Source organism: Paraburkholderia lebeckiae (assembly GCF_014201005.1).
In the GTDB taxonomy this organism is placed as follows: domain Bacteria; phylum Pseudomonadota; class Gammaproteobacteria; order Burkholderiales; family Burkholderiaceae; genus Paraburkholderia; species Paraburkholderia tuberum.
Map to the genome: position 1 here is coordinate 131138 of NZ_JACHDK010000011.1, position 23872 is coordinate 155009.

18 protein-coding genes are annotated in these 23872 nt (G+C 65.6%); 13 read left to right on the forward strand and 5 right to left on the reverse strand.

Annotation, left to right across the window (positions count from 1 at the left end; genetic code table 11):
- Nucleotides 1–27: 27 nt before the first annotated feature.
- The 6 genes from HDG39_RS21800 to HDG39_RS21825 all read left to right on the forward strand — a co-directional run bounded on the left by HDG39_RS21800 (nt 28) and on the right by HDG39_RS21825 (nt 8810).
- Nucleotides 28–1203: a UxaA family hydrolase gene (locus tag HDG39_RS21800; RefSeq protein ID WP_184008501.1), complete on the forward strand. Its 1176-nt coding sequence runs from the start codon at nt 28–30 to the stop codon at nt 1201–1203.
- Nucleotides 1204–1376: 173 nt separating this feature from the next.
- Nucleotides 1377–2765, forward strand: a complete 1389-nt coding sequence (dctA, locus tag HDG39_RS21805; protein WP_221305816.1) for a C4-dicarboxylate transporter DctA — start codon at nt 1377–1379, stop codon at nt 2763–2765.
- Nucleotides 2766–2867: 102 nt separating this feature from the next.
- Nucleotides 2868–3866: an Ldh family oxidoreductase gene (locus HDG39_RS21810; protein WP_184008503.1), complete on the forward strand. Its 999-nt coding sequence runs from the start codon at nt 2868–2870 to the stop codon at nt 3864–3866.
- 224 nt (nt 3867–4090) lie between these two features.
- A complete protein-coding gene (locus HDG39_RS21815; RefSeq protein ID WP_184008505.1) occupies nt 4091–7042 on the forward strand; it encodes a molybdopterin-dependent oxidoreductase in 2952 nt (983 codons plus the stop codon).
- A gap of 21 nt (nt 7043–7063) precedes the next feature.
- Nucleotides 7064–7834 (forward strand): 4Fe-4S dicluster domain-containing protein, encoded by a 771-nt coding sequence (locus tag HDG39_RS21820; protein ID WP_184008507.1) that lies wholly within the window; start codon nt 7064–7066, stop codon nt 7832–7834.
- Between the two features lie 19 nt (nt 7835–7853).
- Nucleotides 7854–8810, forward strand: a complete 957-nt coding sequence (locus HDG39_RS21825) for a dimethyl sulfoxide reductase anchor subunit family protein (RefSeq protein ID WP_184008509.1) — start codon at nt 7854–7856, stop codon at nt 8808–8810.
- Nucleotides 8811–8867: 57 nt separating this feature from the next.
- On the opposite strand, the gene HDG39_RS21830 is transcribed toward HDG39_RS21825, so the two are convergent.
- Together HDG39_RS21830 and HDG39_RS21835 are read right to left on the reverse strand one after the other, a co-directional pair.
- Nucleotides 8868–11453 (reverse strand): adenosylcobalamin-dependent ribonucleoside-diphosphate reductase, encoded by a 2586-nt coding sequence (locus tag HDG39_RS21830; RefSeq protein ID WP_184008511.1) that lies wholly within the window; start codon nt 11451–11453, stop codon nt 8868–8870.
- Between the two features lie 242 nt (nt 11454–11695).
- Nucleotides 11696–11983 (reverse strand): DUF3331 domain-containing protein, encoded by a 288-nt coding sequence (locus tag HDG39_RS21835; RefSeq protein WP_013091570.1) that lies wholly within the window; start codon nt 11981–11983, stop codon nt 11696–11698.
- Nucleotides 11984–12324: 341 nt separating this feature from the next.
- Here HDG39_RS21835 and HDG39_RS21840 point away from each other — a divergent pair, with 341 nt between their 5' ends.
- Entirely contained in the window at nt 12325–13419 is a 1095-nt protein-coding gene (locus HDG39_RS21840; RefSeq protein WP_184008513.1) for an AI-2E family transporter, read from the forward strand.
- Nucleotides 13420–13476: 57 nt separating this feature from the next.
- On the opposite strand, the gene HDG39_RS21845 is transcribed toward HDG39_RS21840, so the two are convergent.
- Nucleotides 13477–14349, reverse strand: a complete 873-nt coding sequence (locus HDG39_RS21845) for an alpha/beta hydrolase (RefSeq protein ID WP_184008515.1) — start codon at nt 14347–14349, stop codon at nt 13477–13479.
- A gap of 212 nt (nt 14350–14561) precedes the next feature.
- A complete protein-coding gene (locus tag HDG39_RS21850; RefSeq protein ID WP_184008517.1) occupies nt 14562–15671 on the reverse strand; it encodes an OpgC domain-containing protein in 1110 nt (369 codons plus the stop codon).
- A gap of 212 nt (nt 15672–15883) precedes the next feature.
- On the opposite strand from HDG39_RS21850, the gene HDG39_RS21855 reads away from it, so the two are divergent.
- From HDG39_RS21855 to HDG39_RS21865, 3 genes are all read left to right on the forward strand, one after another.
- Nucleotides 15884–16129, forward strand: a complete 246-nt coding sequence (locus HDG39_RS21855; RefSeq protein WP_184008519.1) for a hypothetical protein — start codon at nt 15884–15886, stop codon at nt 16127–16129.
- A 73-nt stretch (nt 16130–16202) separates the two neighbouring features.
- Nucleotides 16203–17381, forward strand: a complete 1179-nt coding sequence (locus HDG39_RS21860) for a porin (protein ID WP_184008521.1) — start codon at nt 16203–16205, stop codon at nt 17379–17381.
- A gap of 428 nt (nt 17382–17809) precedes the next feature.
- Nucleotides 17810–18757: a peptidoglycan DD-metalloendopeptidase family protein gene (locus HDG39_RS21865; RefSeq protein ID WP_184008523.1), complete on the forward strand. Its 948-nt coding sequence runs from the start codon at nt 17810–17812 to the stop codon at nt 18755–18757.
- A gap of 250 nt (nt 18758–19007) precedes the next feature.
- On the opposite strand, the gene HDG39_RS21870 is transcribed toward HDG39_RS21865, so the two are convergent.
- Nucleotides 19008–19406 carry a hypothetical protein gene (locus HDG39_RS21870; protein ID WP_018420877.1) on the reverse strand — a complete coding sequence of 133 codons (399 nt, stop codon included), beginning with the start codon at nt 19404–19406 and terminating at the stop codon, nt 19008–19010.
- 361 nt (nt 19407–19767) lie between these two features.
- Here HDG39_RS21870 and HDG39_RS21875 point away from each other — a divergent pair, with 361 nt between their 5' ends.
- From HDG39_RS21875 to HDG39_RS21885, 3 genes are read left to right on the forward strand one after another with little or no spacing between them, the layout of a single operon-like run.
- Nucleotides 19768–20223, forward strand: coding sequence for a (2Fe-2S)-binding protein (locus HDG39_RS21875; RefSeq protein ID WP_018420878.1), 456 nt, complete (start codon nt 19768–19770; stop codon nt 20221–20223).
- Between the two features lies 1 nt (nt 20224).
- Nucleotides 20225–22477, forward strand: a complete 2253-nt coding sequence (locus HDG39_RS21880) for a xanthine dehydrogenase family protein molybdopterin-binding subunit (protein WP_184008525.1) — start codon at nt 20225–20227, stop codon at nt 22475–22477.
- A 17-nt stretch (nt 22478–22494) separates the two neighbouring features.
- Nucleotides 22495–23799 (forward strand): c-type cytochrome, encoded by a 1305-nt coding sequence (locus tag HDG39_RS21885; protein WP_184008527.1) that lies wholly within the window; start codon nt 22495–22497, stop codon nt 23797–23799.
- Nucleotides 23800–23872 lie beyond the last annotated feature (73 nt).

The following is a 23872-nucleotide window of genomic DNA, read 5'->3' on the forward strand; positions in this document are numbered from 1 at the left end:
GGCATCAACCCGAACGAGAGAGACACCATGAGCGTGATTGACCTGGATACGACTTTCCGCGGCTATCGTCGCGACAACGGCCGCGTGGGCGTACGCAACCACGTGATCATCCTGCCGGTCGACGATCTGTCCAATGCCGCGGCGCAGGCGGTCGAACACAACATCAAGGGGACCATGGCGCTGCCGCATCCGTATGGGCGGCTGCAATTCGGCGCCGACCTCGAACTGCATTTCCGCACGCTGATCGGCGCTGGCAGCAATCCGAACGTCGCGGCGGTGGTCGTGATCGGTATCGAGGAGGGCTGGACCAAGCGTGTCGTCGACGGCATTGCGAAAACCGGCAAGCCGGTGATGGGCTTCGGCATCGAACTGCATGGCGATCACGACACGGTCATGCGCGCGTCGAAAGCCGCGAAGGAAATGGTGCAGTACGCGACGTCGCTCGATCGCGAAGCGTGCCCGATCTCGGAGCTATGGGTGTCGACCAAATGCGGCGAGTCGGACACCACCTCAGGTTGCGGCGCGAATCCGACCGTCGGCAATGCGTTCGATAAACTCTACGGCCTCGGCACCACGCTCGTGTTCGGCGAAACCTCGGAGCTGACCGGCGGCGAGCAGATCGTGGCCGCGCGCTGCGCGAACGACGGCGTGCGCGAGCGCTTCCAGTTCATGTTCGACCGCTATCAGGACATGATCAACCGCTGGAAAACCGACGACCTGTCCGAGTCGCAGCCGACCAAGGGCAATATCGCGGGCGGCCTGACGACGATCGAGGAAAAGGCACTCGGCAACATCCAGAAGATCGGCAAGAAGTGCATGGTCGACGGCGTGCTCGACAAAGCCGAGCAGCCGACGCATGCCGGGCTGTGGTTCATGGATTCGTCGTCGGCCGCGGCCGAGATGGTGACCTTGTGCGCGGCATCGGGCTTCGTCGTGCATTTCTTCCCGACCGGGCAGGGCAACGTGATCGGCAATCCGATCGTGCCGGTCATCAAGATCTGCGCGAATCCGCGCACGGTCCGCACGATGGGCGAGCATATCGACGTGGACGTGACCGGCATTCTGCAGCGTGAGCAGAATCTCGACCAGAGCGGCGACCAGCTGCTCCAATCCATGATGGCGACGATCAACGGCCGTTTCACCGCGGCCGAAGCGCTCGGTCACCGCGAGTTCGTCCTGACGCGTCTGTTCGAAAGCGCCTGACGCGGGCGGCCCCGACCGCCGCGGCGAGCCGCACGGCTCGCGCGCCGCGGTCCTCATCTTCCCGGCGCATGCCGGCACGCAGAAGTGGCCGACGACGCCCCCCGTGACCGGCAGCTCATGCGGCAGTGGCGCCGGCTCGACATCTGGCAGCAGCGAGTGGAGGAGACACCATCTTGCGCGTGCTCAAACATCTCTACGTGCAGGTCCTGATCGGACTTGCGGCTGGTATTCTCGTCGGTCATTTCGCGCCCGCGTTCGGCGTGCAGATGAAACCGTTCGGCGACACCTTCATTCGCCTCATCAAGATGCTGATCACGCTGGTGATCTTCTGCACGGTTTCCGTGGGCATCGCGCGCATGGAAAGCCTGAAGCAGGTGGGCCGCGTCGGCTTCAAGACGCTGCTGTACTTCGAGGTCGTCACCAGCATCGCGCTCGTGCTCGGCCTCGTCGTCGCGAACGTGCTGCGTCCGGGCGCGGGGCTCAATATCGATCCCATTTCGCTCGATCCTCATGCGCTCACGCATTACGTCGCCGATGCGCACGCGGCATCGTCGAGCTTCATCGACATGATCGTGCCGAACTCGGTGGTCGGCGCGTTCGCGCGCGGCGATCTGCTGCAGGTGCTGCTGTTCTCGGTGCTGTTCGGCATTGCGCTGTCGATCATGTCGCAGCGCAGCCGGCTGCTGATGCGCGGTATCGAGCAGTTCGGCGACACGCTGATGCGCATCGTCGAAATGATCATGCGGTTAGCGCCGCTCGGCGCGTTCGGCGCGATTGCGTTCACGGTCGGCAAATACGGCATCGCGACGTTGCAGCAACTCGGGCTGCTGATTCTGTGCTTCTACATCACTAGCATTCTGTTCATCGTGATCGTGCTCGGCGCGGCCGCGCGTTGGGCCGGCGTGGGCTTGTGGCCGCTGCTGAAATACTTCCGCGAGGAGCTGTTGATCGTGCTCGGCACGTCGACCACGGAGTCGGTGCTGCCTCGCTTGATGGAAAAGCTCGAACGCATGGGGTGTCCGCGCGCTGTCGTCGGGCTCGTGCTGCCGACCGGCTACTCGTTCAATCTCGACGGCGCCGCGATCTATCTGACGATGACGTCGCTATTCATCGCGCAGGCCACCAACACGCATCTGACGCTGACGCAGCAGCTCGGATTGCTGGCGATCCTGATGCTGACCTCGAAAGGCGGAGCGGGTGTGGCGGGCGCGGCGCTCGTCGCGTTGACCGCGACGCTGTCGACGCACAACATCATTCCGGTCGCGGGCATCACGCTGATTCTCGGCGTCGACCGCGTGCTCAACGAGATCCGCGCGCTGACCAATATGATCGGCAACGTCGTCGCGACGCTGGTGGTCGCGCGCTGGGAACGCGCATTCGATGCACGCGCCGCGCGCGAATTCCTTGCCGCGCCGCGCGAGGTGCAAGCGCAGGCATCGACGCAGCCGGCGCGCAAACCGCAGGCGACGCAAGCGGGCCCTGCCGGGCAGGCGGGTCAGGCGCGCGAGGAAGAACCCGACCTGCCGCGCGCAACGGCGCTGTTCGAGAAGGCGGCGAAGTGAGGATCGCGGCGCGCCGGCATCGAACGGTAGTGCCGGACTTGATGCTTCACCGCCGCAACGACAAAGTGTTGCGCTGATGACAACCGAACCAAGGAAGACCCGATGGCCCGACTGTTTCCCGACGCGCTCACCGCGCTTGCGATTGGTGCGTTGCGCCGCGCGGACGCGTCGCCGGCGACGGCCGGATCGACGGCGTGCGCCCTCGTCTATGCCGACGTGCGCGGCCTTTCTTCGCACGGCGTATCGCGTCTGCCGATGTACTGCGCACAGTTGCGCAACGGTCGCGTCGATCCGGCAGCGCAAGCCGTCATCGTCGCGGATCGCGGCGCGGCCGTGTTGATCGACGGCGCGGACGGCCTCGCGTATCCAGCCTGCGATCTCGCGGTCGCGACGCTCGCCGAACGCGCGCGGCAGTACGGCAGCGCGGTCGCGGGCATCCGCCGCAGCCATCATTTCGGCGTTGGCGCGGCACATCTGGCCGCGCTCGGCGAAGCCGGCATGGTCGCGCTCGCGTTCAGCAATTCGCCGGCCGCGATGCCCGCCTGGGGCGGCCGCCGCGCGCTGTTCGGCACCAATCCGATCGCCGCCGTGTTTCCGCGCCGCAACGGCGCGCCGCTCGTCATCGACCTCGCGCTCTCGCAGATCGCGCGCGGCAAGATCGCGCTGGCCGCGCGCGACGGCAAGCCGATCCCCGAAGGCTGGGCGACCACGCGCGACGGCCTGCCGACCACCGACGCGCGCGCCGCGCTCGACGGCATGATGCTGCCGTTCGGCGGTGCGAAAGGCGCGATGCTGGCGCTGGTGGTCGAGCTGCTGGCCGCCGCGCTGAGCGGCGCGAACTTCGGCTACGAAGCGGGCTCGTTCCTGACCGAGGAGGGCGAGCGCTCGCGTATCGGCCATCTGTTCTGGGCGATCGACCCGGGCGCGCTGGCTGGCGACGACGCGTATCTGTCGCGAGTCGAGGCGCTGATCGAGATGATGCTGATGGATGACGACGTGCGCCTGCCCGGTTATCGCAGGGAGCAGCTTGCCCAGGCGGCATACGCGGAGGGCGTCGACATTCCGGATGCGCTGATCGCGCAACTGGAGTGCCGCGCTTAAACGAGCGTCCCAGCGCACGCACCCAACTGATCTCACCCGACTGGACACGCCGTCGAAAAAAGCGCATAGCTGAAAGCGAAACCGAAACTATCGGTGCGCCAGATAGTTTTGCTCGCAAATCGCGATTTCCCTTGTGAGGCAGGCGCGAATACGATGGTCGATATCGTATGAGCAGCGCGTATGACGCGCGCTTCGGCCCACCAGAAGCAGCGACGGAGATGGCCATGGAACACCACGCCCGCACGCAGAACGAACGGCTCGATGTCAAGACCACCACCTGCTACATGTGCGCGTGCCGCTGCGGCATCCGCGTGCATCTGCGCGACGGCGAGGTGCGCTATATCGACGGCAATCCGGAGCATCCGCTCAATCAGGGCGTCATCTGCGCGAAGGGTGCCTCCGGCATCATGAAGCAGTACTCACCCGCGCGCCTTACGCAGCCTTTGATGCGCAAGGCCGGCGCGCAGCGCGGCAGCGCGCAGTTCGAGGCGGTCTCGTGGGACACCGCGTTCGACGTGCTCGAAAAGCGTCTCGCCGCGATTCGCTCGACCGATCCGAAGAAGTTCGCGCTGTTCACGGGCCGCGACCAGATGCAGGCACTGACCGGCCTGTTCGCCAGGCAGTTCGGTACGCCTAACTATGCGGCGCACGGCGGCTTTTGCTCGTCGAACATGGCGGCCGGCATGATCTATACGATCGGCGGTTCGTTCTGGGAATTCGGCGGACCGGATCTCGACAGCGCGAAGCTGTTCTTCATGATCGGCACCGCGGAAGATCATCATTCGAATCCGCTGAAGATCGCGATCTCGAAGTTCAAGCGCGCGGGCGGCCGCTTCATCGCGATCAATCCGATTCGCACCGGTTATGCAGCAATCGCCGACGAATGGGTGCCGATCAAGCCGGGCACCGACGGCGCGCTGTTCATGGCGTTCCTGCACGAACTGATCGCCGCCGACGCGTGGGATCACGAGTTCGTGCAGCGCTACACGAACGCGGCAGAGCTGATCGATCTCGACGAAGCGAGCGAAAACTTCGGTTTGTTCGTGCGCGATCCAGAACGGGCCGAAGGCAATCCGCTGTTTCCGCAGAATCATTTGTGGTGGGACCCGGCCACCCGGCGCGCGGTGCCGCATCATGCGAGCGGCGTGACGCCGGCCCTCGATGGCCGTTACACGCTCGACAACGGCAAGCCGGTAACGCCGTCGTTTGCATTGCTGCGCGAGCGCGTCGCCGACTGCACGCCCGAATGGGCGGCGGCGATCACCGGCATCGCGGCCGAGACGATCCGGCGGCTCGCCGGCGAGATGATCGAGACGGGCCGCCGCCACCGCATCACGCTGCCGATCCGCTGGACCGACGCGTGGGGCGAAACGCACGAGACGGTCACGGGCAACCCGGTCGCTTTTCATGCGATGCGCGGGCTCGCCGCGCATTCGAACGGCTTTCAGTCGATCCGCGCGCTCGCCGTGCTGATGTCGCTCCTGGGCACGATCGACCGGCCCGGCGGCTTTCGTCACAAGTCGCCGTTTCCGCGCGCGGTGCCGCCATCGGCGAAACCACCGAACAGCCCCGCAGCGGTGAAGCCCAATACACCGCTTGCGACGGGCCCGCTAGGCTGGCCCGCCGCACCCGAGGACCTGTTCATCGACGAGCGCGGCGGCCCGGTGCGCATCGACCGGGCGTTCTCGTGGGAATATCCGCTCGCGGTGCACGGCGTCATGCACAGCGTGATCACCAACGCGTGGCGCGGCGATCCGTATCCCATCGACACGCTGATGATTTTCATGGCCAACATGGCGTGGAACTCGTCGATGAACACGATGAAGGTGCGCGAGATGCTCGCCGACAAACACGCGAACGGCGACTACAAGATTCCGTTTCTCGTCGTGTGCGACGCGTTCCAGTCCGAGATGACCGCGTTCGCCGATCTGATCCTGCCGGACACGACTTACCTCGAACGTTACGACGCGATGTCGATGCTCGACCGGCCGATCTCCGAGTTCGACGGTCCCGTCGATTCGGTGCGTGTACCGGTCGTGCCGCCGACCGGCGAATGCAAGCCGTTCCAGGAAGTGCTGATCGAACTGGCGTCGCGCCTGAGGTTTCCGGCGTTCACCAATGCGGATGGCGGCCGGCGCTTTCGCGACTATCCGGACTTCATCGTCAATCACACGACGTCACCCGGTTCCGGCGTCGGCTTTCTGATCGGCTGGCGCGGCAAGGATGGCGACAAGGCGCTCGTCGGCGAGCCGAATCCGAATCAATGGGAGCAGTACGCGAAGAACAACTGCGTATTCCATTACCGCTTGCCCGAGACCTTGCAGTACATGCGCAACTGCAACGGACCGTATCTCGACTGGGCGGTCAAAAACGGTTTCCGCAAATTCAGCGAACCGATTCTGATCCAGCTTTACTCGGACGTGATGCAGAAGTTCAGGCTCGCCGCGCAAGGGCGCACGAGCGGCCGGCAGCCGCCCGATCATCTGCGTGCGCGCGTCGACAGGTACTTCGATCCGCTGCCGTTCTGGTACGCACCGCTCGAAAGCGCGGCGACGGATCTCGCGCGATTCCCGCTCGCCGCGGTCACCCAGCGGCCAATGGCGATGTATCACTCGTGGGATTCGCAGAACGCGTGGCTGCGGCAGATTCATGGGGAGAACTACCTTTATGTGAATCCGAAAACGGCGAGCGCGAACGGCATCGCCGACGGCAGCTGGATCTACGTCGAATCGCAATGGGGCCGGGTGCGCTGTATGGCGCGCTACAGCGAGACCGTCGAACCGGGCACCGTATGGACGTGGAACGCGATCGGCAAAGCGGCGGGCGCATGGAATCTCGGTCCCGACGCGAACGAGTCGCAGCGCGGCTTCCTGCTCAATCACCTGATCACCGACGAGCTGCCGGGCCGCGACGAGGCACCCGCGCGCATGTCGAACTCCGACCCGGTGACGGGCCAGGCAGCCTGGTACGACGTGCGCGTGCGCATCTATCCGGCCGAAGCCGACGCGCGGCACACGCTGCCGCAGTTCGAGGCGATGCCCGAATTGCCCGGCGCGGTTGCACAGAAGAGTGTGGTGTCGCGCATCGTCCAGACCTATTTCGCGGGACGCGGAGAATTCGCGGCTCGCCTGCGCGGGACGTTGCGCCGCGCCGAACATAACGGCGACGATCGTTGAAGCCACGGCAAGGAGCTTGCAATGACCCAGATGGCGCTGGTAATCGATCTGAACGTATGCGTGGGATGCCAGGCGTGCGTGACGAGCTGCAAGGAGTGGAACACGTCAGGCGAATCGGGCAGCCTCGCCGATTTCAATCCGTACGACGCGGACCCGTCCGGCACGTTCTTCAACCGCGTGCAGAGTTTCGAAGCGGGCAGCTTCCCGGACACGGAGATGATCCATTTCCCGAAGTCGTGCCTGCATTGCGAGGACCCGCCGTGCGTGCCGGTGTGTCCCACGGGCGCGAGCTACAAGCGCAAGGAAGACGGTCTCGTGCTGGTCGATTTCGATCGCTGCATCGGCTGCAAGTATTGCGCGTGGGCGTGCCCGTACGGCGCGCGCGAACTCGACGAAGCGCGCAAGGAGATGACCAAGTGCACGCTGTGCGTCGATCGCATTCATGACGAGCATCTGTCCGAGCGCGATCGCAAGCCGGCCTGCGTGCTCGCATGTCCGACATCCGCGCGGCTGTTCGGCGATATCCACGATCCGGAGTCGGTAGTGTCGCAAGCGATCCGCGAGCGCGGCGGCTATCAGTTGATGCCGGAGTGGGGCACGCGTCCAGCGAATCACTATTTGCCGCGCGTGCCGATCGCGTCCGCGAGTTGCGACGGCGACGGGTGCTCGTGCAAATCGTCAGGAACGACCGCCGGCGATGCCATGCACACGTCGGGCTCGCCCGACTCACAGATCGAGGGGCAGCTCGCGCATGGCGAAGTGCATCTCGCGTCGATCGCGACGCGCATTTGAACGACATCGAGGCCACACGATGAATCCGGCTTTTTCCGTAGTCTTCCTGACCACGCTGAGCGGCGCGGCGCAGGGGCTGTTGATCGCGCTCGTCGGCGTCGAGAGTGCCGCGTGCCTGGGCTTCGTTGCGCAACCCGCCGCCACCATCGCGTTCTACGTGAGCGGCGCGGCGCTCGCGGTGCTGCTGGGCGGTCTTGGTCTGATCGCGTCGTTCTTCCATCTGGGCCATCCGGAACGTGCGTGGCGCGCGATCGCGATGTGGCGCACCTCGTGGCTGTCGCGCGAATGTCTGTGCCTGCCGGCGTTTCTGGCGTGCGCGTGCCTGTATGGCGTCGCGCACTGGCTCGGCTCGCCGTGGTCGCTCGCGCTCGGCTGGCTCGGCGTGCTCGCGAGCGCCGCGCTGTTCGTCTGCACCGCGATGATCTATGCGTGCCTGCGCTTTCTGCAGGAATGGGCGACGCCGCTGACGCTGGTGAACTTCGTGCTGCTCGGCTGCGCATCGGGCTTGACTCTCGCGACCGCACTGAGCGCATGGTTCGCGCCCGCGCTGACGGCGGGACTGGCGATCTGCGCGTGCCTGCTGACGCTCGCCGGATGCGCGAGCCGCTACGCGTCGCTCATGCGCAATGCGCGCTTGCGGCCGAAATCGACGGTGCAGAGCGCGACGGGCATTCGCAATCCGAAGCTCGTGCAGGTGTCACGAGGCTTCACCGCCGGTGCGTTCAATTTGCGCGAGTTCTTTCACGGCAAATCGGCGCGGACGTTGCGTGGCGTCAAATGGGGCTTTCTCGCGGGTGCGTTCGTCGTGCCGGTCGTGTTGATCGTGCTGGGCGCGGGGCTGCGTTCGCCCGGCGGGTCGTTCGGCTTGCTGGCCGCGGCTTGTCTCGTGCAGTATGCGGGGCTCGTGGCGGAGCGCTGGTTTTTCTTCGCGGAGGCGAAGCATCCGCAGAATCTTTACTACGAGAGGGTGGGGTGAGGCATCGCCTTCAATGAGCGCGTTCGGCCTGGGTGCCAGCGCGCTCGTCGCCTCATACTACCCGCACGCCCCCACCTCCCCACACGCGGTGCAAAAATCGCAGCCGTCCTTGCGAATCACCGCATTCGCGCCGCACGAACCGCATTTGCGTCCGAGCATCGTGTGCAGACCTTGCGTGCCGTTCGGCTGCAGCAAGGTGTCGGCGCTATCCGCTGGATTCGGACGGATGCCGAAATCGGCGGACAGCGCCATGTCTGTTTTCATGTGCCCGCGCGGCAAACGCGCGAGCATCCGCGACGCGACCTGATTGCCCTCGGCGTCGAGAAAGCCGCGTCGATACAGGATTTGCTGGATCGCGAACGCGAGCGCCGCCACTTCGGAATCGTGCCAGCGCGGCGCGCGATGACCGTCGAGGCGCTGCACGTCGCCAAGCCGCACCTGTCCGCGATCCCATGACACCTTGCGCATATCCTGCAGATTGCGCGCGACGAAGCCGCCGCGCGCGGCCAGCGACAGCGAACGCATCGTCGCGGTGATCCACTGCTGCGACTCGTCGCGCTGACCGGTCGGAATGAAGAACTCGATCGGCCGCTCGATCGTCACGTCCTCGCCGCCGAGCCGCCCCGTCACCTCGATGAAGGACGCCGCGACATACAGCGACTTCTTGCCCGCCTGGGTCAGATACTCGACCTTCTCGATGATCGCCGGCAACTCGCCTCTGGGCCGATGATCGATCGCGATACGCAGCGGGTCCTGGTCCATCTCGGCGAGCGTGTCGTCGGCCTGCGCGGGCGTCACGCTCAGCACTGCGCCGAGCGTGTCGTTCGGGCGATAGGTGGCAAGGCCCTTCAGCCCGCTTTTCCATGCATCGAAGTAGAGGCTTTCGAACGCGTCGAACGGATAGTCGGCTGGCACGTTGACGGTCTTCGAGATCGACGTGTCGACGTACGGCTGGACGGCCGCCATCATGTCGAGATGGTCGCGCGCCGACATCTGCAGCGCGCTGACGAAATAGTCGGGTAGCCGGCTCACGTCGCCGCCGAGCTCGCGATAGAGCCGGTACGCGTAGTCCTCGACGTCGAACGATTCGCGGCCGCCGTCGGCCATCACTTTCACGCGCGTATAAGTCCACGAGAACGCCGGCTCGATGCCGTTCGACGCGTTGTCGGCGAACGCGAGGCTCACGGTGCCGGTCGGCGCGATCGACAGCAGGTGGCTGTTGCGAATGCCGTCGCGGCGGATCGCCTGCTGAATGTCATCGGGCAGGCGCGACGCGAACGTGCCGGCTTCCAGATAGCGCGCGGCGTCGAACAGCTCGAACGCGCCGCGCTCCTTCGCGAGCTCGACCGACGCGCGATACGCCTCGTCACGCATCAGCCGCGCGATGCGCACCGCGAAATCGCGGCCTTCCTGCGAGTCGTAGCGCAGGCCCATCATCACGAGCGTATCGCCGAGGCCGGTGAAGCCGACGCCGATGCGCCGCTTCGCGCGCGACTCGTCGTATTGCTGCCGCAGCGGCCACAGCGTGACGTCGAGCACGTCGTCGAGAAAACGCACCTGCGTGCGGGTGCGCCGCGCGAGGCCGTCCCAGTCGAACGAGGGCTGGCGGCCCTGCAACTGCGCGAACGGATCGACGACGAAGCGAGTCAGATTGAGCGGCCCCAGGTTGCAGCAGCCGTACGCGGGCAGCGGCTGCTCGCCGCACGGATTGGTCGCGCGGATCGTTTCGACGGCGCGCAGATTGTTGTCCTCGTTCATCCGCGAGATGAACACGATGCCGGGCTCGGCGACGTCGTACGTCGAGCGCATGATGCGGTCCCAGATCGCGCGCGCCGGTTGTTCGCTGTAGACCCACCGGCCGTCTTCGCGCTGCCGCACGTCGCCGGCCGCGCGCAGCGCCGGCGACGGCTCGGCGCGATGGACCAGTTGCCACGGCTCGTCGTTTTCGACCGCGCGCATGAACTCGTCGGTGACGCCGACCGACACGTTGAAGTTGTTCCAGCGTCCCTTCGAATGCTTGGCCTCGATGAATTCGAGCAGGTCGGGGTGGTCGCAGTCGAGCACCGCCATCTGCGCGCCGCGCCGCGAGCCCGCGCTTTCGACGGTACGGCACGACGCGTCGAACACGTCCATGTAGCTGCACGGACCCGAGGCGGCCGAACTCGTGGTGTGAACGCGCGCGCCCTTCGGCCTGATCGCGGAGAAGTTGTAGCCGACGCCGCCGCCGCGCCGCATCGTTTCGGCCGCCTGCAGCAGGGCCACGTAGATGCCGGGCAAGCCCTGTTCATCGACGCCCTGGATCGAATCGCCAACCGGCTGCACGAAGCAGTTGATCAGCGTCGCGGCGATGCCGCTGCCCGCCGCGCTCATGATGCGGCCCGCGCCGAGCGCGCCGTGGCGCATGTTGTCGACGAACTGTTCCTCGACCGACGCGCGCAACTCGGGCGGCTCGGCCTCGACGACGCCGCGCGCGACGCGGCGATATACATCGTCGGCCGATTGCTCGTCGCCTTTCGCATACTTTTCGAGCAGCACGTCGAGAGAGAACTGCTGCGGCGGGATCAGCAAAGCGGGAGGAGCGGAGGAGGCGGGAGGCGTGGAAGCGGCGTTGGCCGCGCGGGTTTGCGGCGTGTCTTCTGCCATGATCGGCCCTCAAACGGCGTCGCGGCGGGCGCGGCGCGGTGGTGGAAGGCGCGCCGCCGGCGCCGGATAGAGAGGCCGGCGGTCGGGCGGGCGCAACGAGTCCACCTTAACGCACGAGGCGCGGGGCGGCAACCGGCAGCGGGGCCGGCGCGGCGCCGCATTTTGCGATGTCGCGGCCGCTCGGCGCGCGGTCGCTAAGGGCACGCGCGCTTCGTGTGCGGGACTCGGGAACGTTCCGTGCGTCAGGCCGCTTCAAGCAGCGGTTCGAGGATTTCCGCGCAGATCATCGCGGACGCATTCGACGGCGCCGGGCGCTCGGCCGGCTTGAACACGGGGTCACCGCGACGGATCTTGCGGCGCGACACCGCGCAGGTGCCGGAAGAATGCGCCGAGCGACGGCGCCAGCGCTGCTCACCGTAGTGGCAGCGGCCCGGCTCGACCCAGCGGATCACCAGCGTCGTGTCGGAGCTCTCGAGAATTTCGATGCGTACGCCATTGCTACCGTCGAGGGGGATGGACTCCAGGGTCATCATCGGCTCCGTATTGTGGAGTGCCGAATTTAGTCCCGTGCGCGCCGGATAGCCATTGTGTCACCGTTGAAACACCGTTCCGGAATTAGCAATAATCAGACTTGACATTTGCGATTCGTCGAAATGACAGGCGTTGCAAGCGGTTTTTATGTGATTTTTTAATAATGCCTATTTTTGCAACGCTGTGTTGCCTGTGGCGCGACGAGGAGGGGGCCGGGAAAGAGGCGGCAATGCTTCCTTTAAGATGTCGAATGTCGGGCGGCGAACTGAGCCGTCAGTGTAGCGGGTTTGAATTTTTCAGGTCGGCTCGCGCGCACACCGTTCAAAAACAAAGAGTTCACATGATTCCACGCCCTCCCGCTGTCCCTCCCAACTCTCCCGAAGCGTCGTCAGTCGCCGCCGAGCGCCTGAAAAAGCAGAAGGCGGCATCGGTCGTGCTCTATATCGGGCTCGCGCTGCTCGCATTGTGGGTGGTGCGCGATTTCATCGTGGTGGTGGCGTGGGCCGGGGTCGTCGCGATTGCGCTGTGGCCGCTGCTGCACAAGGTGGCGGGCAGCCACTGGTTCAAGGGGCGCGCGACCTTGCTCGCGACGGTCTTCACGCTGGTGATCGCCGTGCTCGTGCTGCTGCCGGTCGCACTCGGCATCGCCCAGGCGCTGCACGAGGCGCACGAACTGAACGACTGGTTCCGCAGCGTGCAGGAGAACGGCATCGCGCTGCCGGACTTCATCAACCGTCTGCCGTTCGGCGTGCAGCAGATCACTTCGTGGTGGCAGGCCAATCTTGCTCAGCCGCTGCGCGACTCGGCCGCGATGAAAGGCTTGCACAGCAATACGGTGATGACGCTCGGCCGGCATTTCGGCGCGCGCGCCGCGCATGCGGCGATGGTGTTCGCGTTCATGCTGGTCACGCTGTTCGTGATTTTTCAGGCGGGGCCGCGGTTGTCGGGCTCGCTGCTGAAGGCCGCGCGACGCGGTTTCGGCGATAGCGGCGCGGACCTCGTCGCGCATATGGGTACCGCGGTGCGCGGCACCGTGTCGGGGTTGATCGTGGTCGGCGTCGGCGAAGGCCTGTTGCTTGGCGTCGCCTACTTCGTGACCGGGATGCCGCATGCGGCGCTGCTCGGCTTCGTCACGGCGATCGCCGCGATGCTGCCGTTCTGCGCGCCGATCGTGTTCGGTCTTGCGGCACTGTGGCTGCTCGTGCAGGGCTCGATGGTCGCGGCGGCCGGGCTGCTGGTATTCGGCGCGGTCGTCGTGTTCGTCGCCGAGCACTTCGTGCGGCCTGTGCTGATTGGCAGCTCGACGCGCCTGCCGTTTCTGCTCGTGCTGTTCGGCATTCTCGGCGGCGCGGAGACGTTCGGGCTGCTGGGGATTTTCATCGGCCCCGCGTTGATGACGGTGCTGCTGGTGCTGTGGACCGATCTCGTGGAGTAGCGCGGGTGTCGAGGGACGCGGGGCTGGGCGGCCGTGCGCCTCGCGTGCCGCGCCGGCTCAAGGGCGCTGATTCGACGGATGCTCCTGCGCCGGCGGCTTCGCGCAGCCGAGCGTGTATTTGAGCGCGGCGGGCAACAGCGCGCTCCACACGTCCCACGAGTGGCCGCCGTCGATGATGCGCAACGCCGCCGGATTGCCCGCGAGCCGCAGATGCGTGTACAGCAGCGACGCGTCGGCCTGGATGTCGAGGTCGTCGTCGCCTGATGCGATGAACATCGGCAGGCGATACGCCTGGCTCATGTAGCGGTCCCACTGCGCCGGATAGTTGAGCTCGTGCCACACGCGCGGATCGAACTGGCGCTCGCCGAACACGCCGACCCGCCGCGCCGCCGACGCGCGCGGCGGCTCGTTCGTGTAGATCGCCGGACTGAGCAGCAGCGCGCCGCAAAACATCTCGGGCCGCGTCAGCGCGTAGCGCAGCGCGCCGAAGCCGCCCATCGATACGCCGCCGATCATCCGGCCTGCGCGCTGCGTCGCGACCGCGTAGTGCGTTTCGATCTCCGGCAGCAGATCGTCGAAGAACGCGCTCTCCATCTTTTCCTTGCGGTCGACGTACCAGTCCGTGCCGCCTTGCGGCATCACGATGACGACCGGGGCAATCTCCTTGCGCTCGATCAGCGCGTCCGCGGCGTTCTGCAAATGACCTTGCGTGAGCCAGTCGTTGGCGTCGCCGTTATTGCCGTGCAGCAGGTAGAGCACCGGCAGGCGCGGACCGTCCGCGCGATAGCCGGCCGGCAGGTAGATCGTGTAGTTCCAGTCGCGGCCGAGCGCATCGGAATGGAAGCTGCGGCTCGCGACCGTGCTCGCGAACGCGGGCGCGCCGACGGCGAAAGCAAGCAGTGCGAGGGCGAAACTGAGGAATCGACGCATGTCAGTAGGGAAGGCCGGCGGGCGCAGGACTCGCGCGCGGCCGTCATGCTATCAGCATTGGCGCCAGATTTGAGATGGAAAGTGGCGCAGAGAAGGACGGCGCTTTATGCGCGCAAAGTTCTTCGGGCGCCAAGGGTACGTCAAGTGCCCCGAGAATCGCGACACGTCAGGGACACGCTCGAAGGGCGCTCGAAACGTTGCCGAAAAGTTCTTCAGCCCGACGTCCGCAGCCGCCCGTCCACGAGCCGCCCGACGAACCGCTTCAGCGGCTCCACGCCCAAGGCGACGGCAAACAGCGCGCCGACCGCGGCGGCATCGGCTAGCAGTCCGAGCGGATAGTTCAGGTAACCATCGGTCGCCGCGTAGAGCACCGAGTCGATCACCAGCGAAATCACCGCGCCGGCAATGAAGCACAGCAAGCCCTGACGCCCGATCGCGCCGACCCACGGCAGCCGCCGCGCGACCTTCTTCGCCCAGCCGAGCTCGACCAGATTGGCGACGAGCCACGCGATCGCGAGGAAGTTCCCAGCGCGCAGGTAGGACAGGTTCTGCTTGAGGCTCGCGGCAAGTGGCGCATGCAGCAGAACGAGCTTGTAGTACGCGGCGCCCACGACCACCGCGAGCGCCAGCACGCTGACGAGCCACCCGGATCGATGCGCGCTGGTGCGCTGATACACCGGCTGGCAGCGCGCGAGCACGCCGAGCACGAACATCAGTTGCCACGCGAACGGGTTGAAGTCCCAGTGCATGTCGGGCGCGGCGGGAAGGTACTTGCTGACCGCCGGTGCGCCGGCCCACAGGGCGACGCTGCCGGCGACCAGCAGCCAAGGCTTGCTGCGCGCGAGCGGCAGGATCGCGGGCACCAGCAGCGCGAAGAACGCGTACATCGGCAGCACGGACGCGAGGTACGGCTGGCGGCGTAGCAGCACGATGTCGCGCAGCGCGGCAAGCGGCGTGTCGATCAGGTCGTCGAGATCGGTCGTGGCGAGATTCGGCCCCTCGATGCTGAATGCGGTTAGCACCGCGCTGACCAGCAGCATCAGCCCGGCGGTGACGAGAAACGCGCGATAGATCTCGAACGAGCGACGCAGGAAGCGGCCGCGCGCGATCGTCTCATTGCGCCGCTCGGCGAGCGTCGCATAGGCGGTGGCGGTCGCGAAGCCGCCGAGGAACACGAATACTTCGGCGGCATCGCACAGCGCGTACGCATGCAGCGTCACGCGCGACAGGATGCTGCCGCCGATGTGATCGACGACGATGATCAGCAGAACCAGTCCGCGGAAGAAGTCGAGCTCGATCAGGCGAGAAGATGACTTGGCCATTGTTTTGCGTCAAAAGCAGCCCCGTGCGACGGCGCGCTGATCCAGCGCGGCGGGCGTCTCACAAGGCTTTTTAATATGGGATTGGGTGCTGCGGCGGTGAGGTGATCCGTGCTGGCGTCGCCTGTGGCCCATCTCGCCACGCTCGACCGGTATCGCAAGGCGGCCGTGTCAGCGGGCTGTGAAGATGACCTTCGCTGTGACGCCGAGTTCCGTTGCATCGCAGCAAAGCGCAGGATTATATTTCTTTTCATGACAATGACGCACCGAGACCGGCAGCGGCTGCCGCTGCTGTTTACCTGAAGCGACGTTACGAAAAAAGAGGCAGCAACGCGCAGTGGAGAATTAGCAACATTCTCGATGCTTGGCGCATCCACTCATGGACGGCCGGACGATGTCGTGTGAGGATTTCCGGAAAAGCGCAGCCATTGGAGCAGTCTTCAGAACTGCTGGAAAAGTGACGAGAATAAAGAGCAAAGAGAACAAAGCGGCCGGATCGAGTTGTCCTATCACTCGAGGTGCAGGGAGATCATCATGAACAAGCAAGTGTTCGCGCTGGCTGTCTCCATTGCTGCGTCCGCCGTTCTTGCCGCGCCTGCCGCCGCGCAGACTAGCGTCACGCTGTACGGCGTGATCGACGAAGGCATCAACTACACGAACAATGTCGGCCACGGCCATGTTTATGAACTCGCCAGCGGCCTTGCGCAGGGAAGCCGCTGGGGCCTGAAGGGTTCCGAAGATCTCGGCGGCGGCCTGAAGGCGATCTTCCAGCTCGAGAATGGTTTCGATCTGAATTCCGGGCGGCTCGGGCAGGGCGGCCGCCTGTTCGGCCGGCAGGCTTTCGTCGGACTCAGTTCACAGGCGTACGGCACGCTGACGTTCGGCCGGCAATATGACTCGGTCGTCGATTATCTCGCGCAGACCACGGCCAACGGCAATTGGGGCGGCGAGCTGTTCTCGCATCCGTACGACAACGACAACACCGACAATACGTTCCGCCTCGACAACACCGTCAAGTACACGAGCGCGTCGATCTCGGGCTTCCAGTTCGGCGGCACCTACAGCTTCAGCAACGACACGAACTTCGCCAACAATCGCGCCTACAGCTTCGGCGGCCAGTACACGTACGGCGGGCTGCTGGTCGCGGCGGCCTATCTGCAGGCCGACAATCCGGGCAACGGCTCGAACGGGGCGATCACCGCGAACGACACCGGCTTCGTCGCGACGCGCCTGCGCGTGTTCGGCGGCGGCATCACCTATACGTTCGGACCGGCGACGGCGGGCTTCGTCTATAGCAACTCGAACTACCTGGAGCCGACCGCAAACGGCTATCTCGGCATCGAGCCGCTGGTGCCGCTCGTGCCTGTCACACCGCCGGGCGTGCTGCTGAATTCGCTCAAGTATCAGAACTTCGAGATCAACGGCAAATATCAGATTTCGCCGGTGCTGTTCGTCGGCGCGCAGTACGTGTACACGATGGAAACCTACGACGCATCGAACGGCGGCGTGAAGCCGCGCATCCATACATTCGGCCTGATGGCCGACTACAACCTGTCCAAGCGCACCGACCTCTATCTGCAGGGCGCCTATCAACAGGTCACCGGCGATTCCACGCTGTCGATCCTCGATTACGCATTCATCCCCGGCACGCAGTCGCCGTCGTCGACGTCGAAGCAGGTCGTCGTACGCGCGGCGATCCGGCATAAGTTCTAGTTCGCTGCCCGTCAAAAGCAGATCGGCCAGCCTTCGGATTCCGAAGGCTGGCCTTTTTTGCGCCCTCCGACGCGACGCATGGCTATTCAAGTTCTCCTCCTGCCTGCCGATAAGTCGAATGCCAACAAGTCTGAACGCGCCGCGGCGAAGCGGTGATGTGTGCGTCGTTGGCGTCCCAATAGACGTGCGGTCGTAACGGGGAAATACGGCTCGTAACGTCTGTATCAGAGTGTGTGGGGCAGGGCGTTTTTATTAGACGACACTTTAGAATTCCGCGAGAAATTTGATCGGCAAGCAGGCAGGAAGTGAGCGCCATACGAGGCGGCTTCGCCGTGCCGTCGGGAAGGCCGCGCGGCCGAAGATCGCGCACCCCGTCCGCGGCATCGGGCTATCCGGCTTGCGCATCCATACAGCAGGAGTCGAACAGGATGAGAAAACGTTTCGACAGAACGTTATTGGCCAGTCTCGCCGGCGCGTGGGTCGCGCTGGCCGTCAGCGGTTGTGCGAACGTCGGGCAGCCGAATGTGCAGAACGGTGCGGCAACCAGCGCCAACGCGGCGTCCGGCGTGCCCGCGGCGAATGCGGCGGGAGCGGCGTCTGGCGACCCGGCGGCAGCCGCGCCGCTGTCGATCGGCGCCAGCGATGACACGCCGCTGAAAAAGTCGCCGCCGCTCGTGTATCGGGTCAGGCGAGGCGACACGCTCGCGCGGGTTGCGCAGCATCATCACATCAGCGTCAAGCAGTTGCAGGCATGGAACGGATTGAAGGCGTCGGCGCGGCTGAAGCCGGGGCGGGTGCTGCACGTTGCGTCGCCGGAAACGGTGCGCGCGGTGAAGGCGGCCAATGCGGCGGCCGCCGCGAAGGCGGCGGCGCAATCCGCGGCGCAGCGTGCGTCACAAGCGACAGCGCAAACGTCGGCGCAAGCTTCGACACAGTCCGCCGCGCCGGCTCCGGATGCCACCGAAGTCCGCGAAGTCACGCAGGAAACCCGCCGGCACGCGAGCAACGTGGCGCTCGCGTGGCCTGCCGCGGGCAGCGTCGTCGAAGCGTTCCAGCCCGGCGAAACACGCGGCATCGAAATCGGTGGCAAAGCGGGCGATCCGGTGCGAGCCGCCGCCGACGGCAAGGTGATGTACGCGGGCACCGGACTGAACAGCTACGGCAGTCTGATCATCGTCCAGCACAACAAGGATTTTCTGACCGCGTATTCGCACAACCGCAAGCTGATGGTCAAGATGGGCGACATCGTCCGCAAGGGACAGCAGATCGCGGAGATGGGTGACGAGAACAACTCGCGTGTGTCGGTGGGGTTCGAAGTGCGGCGCGACGGCAAGCCGGTCGATCCGCTGCCTTATCTGTCGCAGGGGCGCGGCTGAGCTTCGACGTTCCCGGAAAAGCTCACCTTGAATTTATTCAGCTAAACCAGGTAATTTGATCGACCGCGCATTCCGGCGGTCGACGAATCGTTGCAAAAGTACCTTCACGTAAGAGCATTCCTCTCGATCTGCGCAATAGTATCGACAATCAACCATGCGGCCACGACCCGCAGCCGTTTATGAACGGTGAGGCGATGCAGGAGCCGGCAGGCAGCGCACGCGCCGCCGCCGTGCCTGGCGCGAATCGCCGTTACGTCGTTTGCACTCCGCGCAGCAGCCGCGATACCTCGCCGTGGTAATGCAGGATCGCGGGATCGGCCTGCAAGAGCGGCAGATAACGCGGCAGGAAGTGATTGTGCGGTTGATCGGGCGCGAACAGGCCGACCACGGCCTCGGCGGTCGCGAGACGGTCGCCGGCCTCGGCTTCCGCGTCGTCGAGAACTTCGTCGACGCTCGCGATCACCGTCGACAGCGGCGTCAGCCAACGAAACCCCGAGCCGTTGATCAGCACCTGCAGGAATGCCGCCGGCGTTACCGGGCCGAACTCCTTTTCGTACGCGGCGCGTTCGTGATCGAGAATCGCCTTGTGCAGCGCAAGCAATGGTCGGCGAATGTCCGTGAGGAATTGAGTGCATTGCGGGTCGTTCATCGGCGGCTCCAGCGGCTGAGGTGATTCGACGGAATCGTGCGTCGCAACACCACAAAGTGCGATGCAGCGGGTCGCGCGATCACGCTAACGGATCGATCCGTCGATGGTAACGCATCGCTCCAGCCGACACATGCGATCCACCGCGCACAGCATGCGATGTGCCGCCTGGCACCGCCAATGCGAACTTCTTTCGACACGGCTACAATCGGCCGGTTTTCTTGCGACACCCGCTCGCTCACGGGCCGCATTTCATGGCTTATTAGCGCGACACGCCGAACAAAACCGGTGCATGTCCGCGGTCTGGTGCGGTGTCGCGATCTAAACCGCGTGACCACAACAACATCCCCACCCGGAGCCGCTCATGACAACGCTCAATATCAACGGCGAAACCCATACCGTCGATGCCCCGCCAGACATGCCCCTGCTGTGGGTGCTGCGTGATCTCGTCGGGCTGACCGGCACCAAGTTCGGCTGCGGCATCGCGCAATGCGGCGCATGCACCGTGCATCTCGATGGCGTCGCGGTGCGTTCGTGCGTGTTCCCGGCGGCGGCGGTCGGCGACCGCAAGATCGTCACGATCGAAGCGCTCGGCGCCACGCCCACGGGCCAGAAAGTGCAGCAGGCCTGGCGTGAGCTCGACGTCGTGCAATGCGGCTACTGTCAGTCGGGGCAGGTGATGTCGGCGGCGTCGCTGCTCGCGCGCAATCCCAATCCGAGCGACGCCGACATCGACGCCGCGATGGCGGGCAACATCTGCCGCTGCGGAACCTATCACCGCGTGCGCGCGGCGATCAAGCACGCCGCGAAGGGGGCCTGACATGTCCCAGGGATTGCTCGATGCACAGAACGGCGCGCAGCTGGCTGACACCGACACGCGGCATGCGCGCGGCATCTCGCGGCGCGGCTTCCTCAAATTCGGCGTGACGGTCGGCGCCGCGGCCGGCGGCGGTCTGCTGCTCGGCTTCAGCATGCCGGCCGTGAGCCAGGATCAGAAGGCGGGCAAGAGCGTGATCGGCGGCGATGCGAACGAGGCGCCGCAAAGCGGCGTGTTCGCGCCGAACGCGTTCATCCAGATCGACAACGCCGGCAAGGTCACGCTCGTGATACCGAAGGTCGAGATGGGTCAGGGCGTCTATACGTCGATTCCAATGCTGATCGCTGAGGAACTCGAAGTGCCGCTCGGCACGGTCACGCTCGATCACGCGCCGCCCAACGAAAAGCTCTTCATGGACCCGCTGCTCGGCGGGCAGTTGACCGGCGGCTCGACGTCGATCCGCTTCGCGTGGGAGCCGATGCGCCGCGCGGGCGCGACTGCGCGCGTGATGCTGATCAACGCGGCCGCGCAGCAGTGGCAGGTCGATCCGGCGAGTTGCCATGCGCAGGCCGGTCAGGTGATCCACGCGGCCAGTAATCGCAGCGCGAGCTATGGTCAGCTCGCGCAGGCCGCCTCCGCGCTGCCCGCGCCGCAGAACGTGCCGTTGAAAGACCCGAAGGACTTCAAGCTGATCGGCACGCCGGCGAAGCGTCTCGATTCGCCGGAGAAAGTCGACGGTACTGCGCAGTTTGGCCTCGACGTGCGCTTGCCCGACATGGTTTACGCGGCGATCGCGAACTGTCCGGTGTTCGGCGGCACGCTCGCGAGCGTCGACGATACGCATGCGAAGACGATCCCCGGCGTGCGCGAGGTCATCAAGCTCGACAACGCGGTCGCGGTGATCGGCGCTCACACGTGGGCCGCGAAGCGCGGCCTGCAGGCGCTCGACATCAAGTGGAACGAAGGCGCGGGCGCGCAGGTATCGATGAAGCGCATCGTCGACGATCTCGCGGCGGCCTCGCAACATGGCGGCGCGGTGGCGCGCAAGGACGGCGACGTCGGCCGCGCGTTCGGCGATGCGAAGTCGCGCCTCGACGCGGTCTACCAGCAGCCGTTCCTCGCGCACGCGACGATGGAGCCGGTCAACGCCACGGTCCACGTGCGCGGCGACGCCTGCGAAATCTGGCTCGGCTCGCAGGTGCCGACGCGGGTCGTCGATGCGGCGGTCGCGGTCACGGGCTTGCCCGCCGACAAGATCATCGTGCACAACCATCTGATCGGCGGCGGCTTCGGACGGCGGCTCGAAACCGACATGGTCACGCAGGCCGTGAAGGTCGGCAAACAGGTGTCGACGCCGGTCAAGGTGCTGTGGACGCGCGAGGAGGACATCCAGCACGACATGTACCGACCGTACTACTACGACACGATCTCGGCCGGGCTCGACGCGAACGGCAAGCCGATCGCGTGGCAGCATCGCATTGCCGGGTCGTCGATCATGGCGCGCTTCGCGCCGCCCGCGTTCAAGAACGGGCTCGACCCCGACGCGGTGGAGGTCGCCGCCGATCTGCCGTACGACCTGCCGAACCAGCTGGTCGACTACGTGCGCGTGGAACCGCACGCGGTGCCCACCGCGTTCTGGCGCGGCGTCGGGCCGACGCGCGGCACGTTCGTCGTCGAGAGTTTCATCGACGAACTCGCCGCGCACGCGAAGATCGATCCGGTGCAGTACCGGCGCGATCTGCTCGGCAAATCGCCGCGCGCGTTGAACGTGCTCAACCTGGCCGCGCAAGCGGGCAATTGGGGCAGCGCGCTGCCCAAGGGGCAAGGGCGCGGCATCTCGGTGATGCACGCGTTCGGCAGCTTCTTCGCGATCGTCGTCGAGGTCGCGGTCGAGCAGGGCGAAGTGACGGTCAAGCGCGTCAACTGCGCGGTCGATTGCGGGATGTTCGTCAACCCGAACACGATCGAAGCGCAGGTGCAGGGCGGCATCATCTTCGGCATCACGGCGGCGCTTTATAGCGAGATCACGATCAAGGACGGTCGCGTCGAGCAGAACAACTTCACCGACTACCGGATGCTGCGCATCAACCAGACGCCGCCGATCGACGTGCATATCGTGAAGAGCGGCGAGGCGCCCGGCGGCATCGGCGAACCCGGCACCGCCGCGCTCGCGCCCGCGCTGACCAACGCGATCTATGCGGCCACCGGCACGCGGCTGCGGCAATTGCCGGTTGGCCGCCAACTGCACAACGCCTGACGCGCAAGGAGCCCGACATGAAAAACATGCTGAAGCGTCTTGGCGCGGCGCTATGCGTCGCATTGCCGTTTATCGCCCAGGCACCTGCTGATGCCGCAACTCCGGCAGCCACCGGCGCAGCCGATCAAACGCTCGTGCAACGCGGCGCTTACCTCGCTCAACTCGGCGATTGCGCCGCTTGCCACACCGCGCCGAAAGGCAAGCCGTTCGCCGGCGGCCTGCCGATGAACACGCCGATGGGCCGCATCTACGTGACCAATATCACGCCCGACGCACGGACCGGCATCGGCGGTTACACGGAAGCCGACTTCGCGCGGGCGCTGCGTGAGGGCGTCGCGAAAGACGGCCACAACCTGTATCCGGCGATGCCGTATCCGTCCTACGCGAAGGTCAACGACGACGACGTGAAGGCGCTGTACGCGTTCTTCATGCACGGCGTCGCGCCGGTGCAGCAGGCGAATCGCGAGTCCGACATCAAGTGGCCGTTGAACATGCGCTGGCCGCTGATGTTCTGGAACATGGCGTTTCTCGAGAAGGGTGCGTATCGCGACAAGCCGGGCAAGGACGTCGCGTGGAATCGCGGCGCCTATCTGGTGCAAGGGCTCGGACATTGCGGGTCGTGTCACACGCCGCGCGGTGTTGCGTTCCAGGAAAGTGCGCTCGACGAAAGCGGCAGCGCATTCCTGAGCGGCGCGCTGCTCGACGGCTGGTTCGCGTCGAACCTCACGGGCGAGCACAACACCGGGCTCGGCCGCTGGAGCGACGCTGATCTGCGCACGTTCCTGAAGACCGGCGCGAATCGCCATGCATCGGCGTTCGGCGCGATGACGAGCGTGATCAACAACAGCACGCAAGCGATGAGCGATCAGGACGTCGCGGCAGTCTCGACGTATCTGAAGTCGCTGCCGCCGGCCGGCGGCACCGGCGCGGCGGCCTATACGTACGATCCGCAGGCGACGAAGGTGTCGCTCGATCGCCCCGCGAACGATGCCGGCGCGCGCGTCTATACGGCGTATTGCATGCATTGCCATGGCGTCGACGGGCACGGCTTCGCGCCGATGCTCGCGCCGCTCGCCGGCAATCCGAACGTGCTCGCGAAGGATGCGTCGTCGCTGATCAACGTCACGTTGAACGGCACCGGCGATCTCGTGATCGACGGCGTGCCGTCGCCGTTTCCGATGCCCGGCTTCGCCGCGGTGCTCGACGATCAGCAGATCGCCGACGTGCTGAGCTTCGTGCGGGCTGGCTGGAACAACGGCGCGCCGGCGGTCGGTGCGGCGGAGGTGGCGAAGTTGCGGCAGTCGACGCAGGCGGGGCGTTGATCGGTCGCTAAGTGCGGCGCAGAGGCGCGCTTGCCGACCTCGCGCCGTTTCAGGCTGTGGGCCAACCGACGGC

What these genes read in the sequence shown, in the direction of transcription:
- HDG39_RS21800 (WP_184008501.1), top strand. Translation starts at nt 28, where the DNA reads ATGAGCGTGATTGACCTGGATACGACTTTCCGCGGCTATCGTCGCGAC.
- HDG39_RS21810 (WP_184008503.1), top strand. Translation starts at nt 2,868, where the DNA reads ATGGCCCGACTGTTTCCCGACGCGCTCACCGCGCTTGCGATTGGTGCG.
- HDG39_RS21815 (WP_184008505.1), top strand. Translation starts at nt 4,091, where the DNA reads ATGGAACACCACGCCCGCACGCAGAACGAACGGCTCGATGTCAAGACC.
- HDG39_RS21820 (WP_184008507.1), top strand. Translation starts at nt 7,064, where the DNA reads ATGACCCAGATGGCGCTGGTAATCGATCTGAACGTATGCGTGGGATGC.
- HDG39_RS21825 (WP_184008509.1), top strand. Translation starts at nt 7,854, where the DNA reads ATGAATCCGGCTTTTTCCGTAGTCTTCCTGACCACGCTGAGCGGCGCG.
- HDG39_RS21830 (WP_184008511.1), bottom strand. Translation starts at nt 11,453, where the DNA reads ATGGCAGAAGACACGCCGCAAACCCGCGCGGCCAACGCCGCTTCCACG.
- HDG39_RS21835 (WP_013091570.1), bottom strand. Translation starts at nt 11,983, where the DNA reads ATGACCCTGGAGTCCATCCCCCTCGACGGTAGCAATGGCGTACGCATC.
- HDG39_RS21840 (WP_184008513.1), top strand. Translation starts at nt 12,325, where the DNA reads ATGATTCCACGCCCTCCCGCTGTCCCTCCCAACTCTCCCGAAGCGTCG.
- HDG39_RS21845 (WP_184008515.1), bottom strand. Translation starts at nt 14,349, where the DNA reads ATGCGTCGATTCCTCAGTTTCGCCCTCGCACTGCTTGCTTTCGCCGTC.
- HDG39_RS21850 (WP_184008517.1), bottom strand. Translation starts at nt 15,671, where the DNA reads ATGGCCAAGTCATCTTCTCGCCTGATCGAGCTCGACTTCTTCCGCGGA.
- HDG39_RS21860 (WP_184008521.1), top strand. Translation starts at nt 16,203, where the DNA reads ATGAACAAGCAAGTGTTCGCGCTGGCTGTCTCCATTGCTGCGTCCGCC.
- HDG39_RS21865 (WP_184008523.1), top strand. Translation starts at nt 17,810, where the DNA reads ATGAGAAAACGTTTCGACAGAACGTTATTGGCCAGTCTCGCCGGCGCG.
- HDG39_RS21870 (WP_018420877.1), bottom strand. Translation starts at nt 19,406, where the DNA reads ATGAACGACCCGCAATGCACTCAATTCCTCACGGACATTCGCCGACCA.
- HDG39_RS21875 (WP_018420878.1), top strand. Translation starts at nt 19,768, where the DNA reads ATGACAACGCTCAATATCAACGGCGAAACCCATACCGTCGATGCCCCG.
- HDG39_RS21880 (WP_184008525.1), top strand. Translation starts at nt 20,225, where the DNA reads ATGTCCCAGGGATTGCTCGATGCACAGAACGGCGCGCAGCTGGCTGAC.
- HDG39_RS21885 (WP_184008527.1), top strand. Translation starts at nt 22,495, where the DNA reads ATGAAAAACATGCTGAAGCGTCTTGGCGCGGCGCTATGCGTCGCATTG.